This window comes from Candidatus Sulfotelmatobacter sp. (assembly GCA_035498555.1).
In the GTDB taxonomy this organism is placed as follows: Bacteria; Eisenbacteria; RBG-16-71-46; order RBG-16-71-46; family RBG-16-71-46; genus DATKAB01.
On record DATKAB010000063.1, the window covers coordinates 1 to 2,050 of the forward strand.

Annotated in this window: 3 protein-coding genes and 1 tRNA gene; 1 reads left to right on the forward strand and 3 read right to left on the reverse strand. The window is 67.3% G+C overall.

Translation table 11 applies throughout. The annotated features are described in order from the left end of the window. Together VMJ70_05955 and VMJ70_05960 are read right to left on the reverse strand one after the other, a co-directional pair. The coding region (locus VMJ70_05955) for an ATP phosphoribosyltransferase regulatory subunit (protein ID HTO90658.1) at nt 1–531 on the reverse strand (531 nt) is incomplete at its 3' end. Nucleotides 532–570: 39 nt separating this feature from the next. Next, nucleotides 571–963, reverse strand: coding sequence for a VanZ family protein (locus VMJ70_05960; protein HTO90659.1), 393 nt, complete (start codon nt 961–963; stop codon nt 571–573). A 121-nt stretch (nt 964–1,084) separates the two neighbouring features. On the opposite strand from VMJ70_05960, the gene VMJ70_05965 reads away from it, so the two are divergent. After that, nucleotides 1,085–1,160: transfer RNA gene (locus VMJ70_05965), tRNA-Lys, on the forward strand. A gap of 20 nt (nt 1,161–1,180) precedes the next feature. On the opposite strand, the gene VMJ70_05970 is transcribed toward VMJ70_05965, so the two are convergent. Next, the coding region (locus tag VMJ70_05970; GenBank protein HTO90660.1) for a DEAD/DEAH box helicase at nt 1,181–2,050 on the reverse strand (870 nt) is incomplete at its 5' end.

Consider the following 2,050-nt stretch of genomic DNA (forward strand, 5'->3'; position numbering starts at 1 on the left):
GTAGGCGCGGCGCGAGGCCGGCGTGCCGACGCTGTTCATCGCCACCACCAGATCGCGGAAGCCCCAGGCTTCGAACAGATCCACGAACAGGTTGATCATCTCGACGTCGGCGCCCGGGGCCGGCGTGCCGATGATCTCCGCGCCCACCTGCCAGAATTGGCGATAGCGTCCCTTTTGTGGACGGCCGTAGCGGAACATCGGCCCCAGGTACCACAGGCGATGAACGCGCCCCTGGCCGGCGAGGCCGTGCTCGAGATAGGCGCGTCCGACCCCGGCGGTGTTCTCGGGACGCAGCGCGAGATCGCGATCACCGAGGTCCTTGAAGCGATACATCTCCTTCTGCACGACGTCCGAGGATTCGCCCGAAGTGCGAGCGAACAGCTCGAATTCCTCGAAGATCGGGGTGCGGATCTCGCGGTAGCGATAGCGGCCGAGCACTTCTCGCGCGCGCGCCTCGACCCACTGCCAGCGCGCGATCTCGTCGGGGAGCAAGTCACGCGTGCCGCGCGGCGCCTGGAATTTCAGGCCCATGGCGCGCCCCGCCCACCGGCTCGGAGAACCCGAGGAGACTCAGTCATGCGCAAAGAGCAGGTACACGATCTGCCCGAAGATCAGCCCGGTCACGTCCGCGAGCCAGTCGTAGACGCTCGAATCGCGGCCGGGGACGAAGCGCTGAAAGGTCTCGTCCGAGGCGCCGACCACGGCGCCGATCAGGACCACGATCAGCGAGGCCACCACCAGGGGACGAAGGCGAAAGCTGGCCCGCAGTGCGCGCGCGATCAGGATGCCGAGCCCGCCATACTCGGCCATATGGCAGATCTTGTCGCCGTTCTCGAACGGAAGCGGCGCCTTGAGGTGCGGCTGAGCGCTCAGGGCGAAGATCACCACCAGATAGAGGAGCACCGGCGTCCAGAAGAGCGCGAACAACCGGAACGAGTTGGGCCGCGGCGGCGAAAGCGACAACGAATCCTCCTGGTGGTGGAATGGGGGCGGCAGGATAGCATGGGCGGCGCTTGACGCGCCGCGAGCCGCTCAGTAGATTGGCCGCCGCTCTTCGCGCACGCTCGCTGCGCCTGAACGTGCTGCGCCGCTAGCTCAATTGGCAGAGCAACTGACTCTTAATCAGTAGGTTGAAGGTTCGATTCCTTCGCGGCGCACCAACTTACGCCTCTTCTCGTCTCTACTGTCCCGTTGGCCCCGTTCGCGGAGGAACGGCCGCGGCCGCGAGGCGGCGGGGCCCACGCGGGCCCGCGACTCCATCCTTCCCGGCGGCGATCAGGCGGCCTTCGCGCAGGCGAACGTGATGCATCACGATGCCGAGCTCGCTCTCGAAGCGGGAAACCAGCCGCACCTCGGCCGCGGTCATCAGCGTCGTCGCCCACCCCCTGGCCCCCGCGCGCCCGGTGCGGCCCACGCGATGCAGATACGACTTGCTCTGCGTCGGCGCGTCGAAATTGACGATATTCGCGACGCCCGCGATGTCGAGCCCGCGCGCCGCCACATCGGACGTGATCAGCGCGCGCACCCGGCCGCTGCGAATGTCCTCCATGGCCTGCTTGCGATCCCGCTTGTCGGCGGCGGCATGAAGATTCGCCACCGGGATCTGATGATGCGCGAGTTTCGCCGCCACCATCGCGGCCGTTTCGTTGCGGTGGACGAAGACCATCGCGGGGCCGGGGGGCAGCGCGTGCAGTAGTTTGCGCAGGACATCGGGCTTGTCGCGCTTCTCACACACCAGGTAGCCATGTTCGATGTTCTCGTTCACCGGGCCCGCTCCCGTCCGCAGCATGACTACGCCGGGCGCGAGCGTCTTGATCGCTTCCGCGCTCTCCGGTTCGGTCGCCGACGCGAAGACCAGCTGCCGCCCCGCCGGCGTGGCCCGGATGATCGCGCGCACGTCGGGGAGGCTCTCGTCGAGCAGTAGCCGGTCCGCCTCGTCGAGGACGACGACGCCAATCGCCGGCGTCTTCAGCTTGCGCATCGCGATCAAGTCACGAATGCGCCCCGGCGAGCCGACCACGATGTGCGGCTTCTTCTTGAGCTTGTCGAT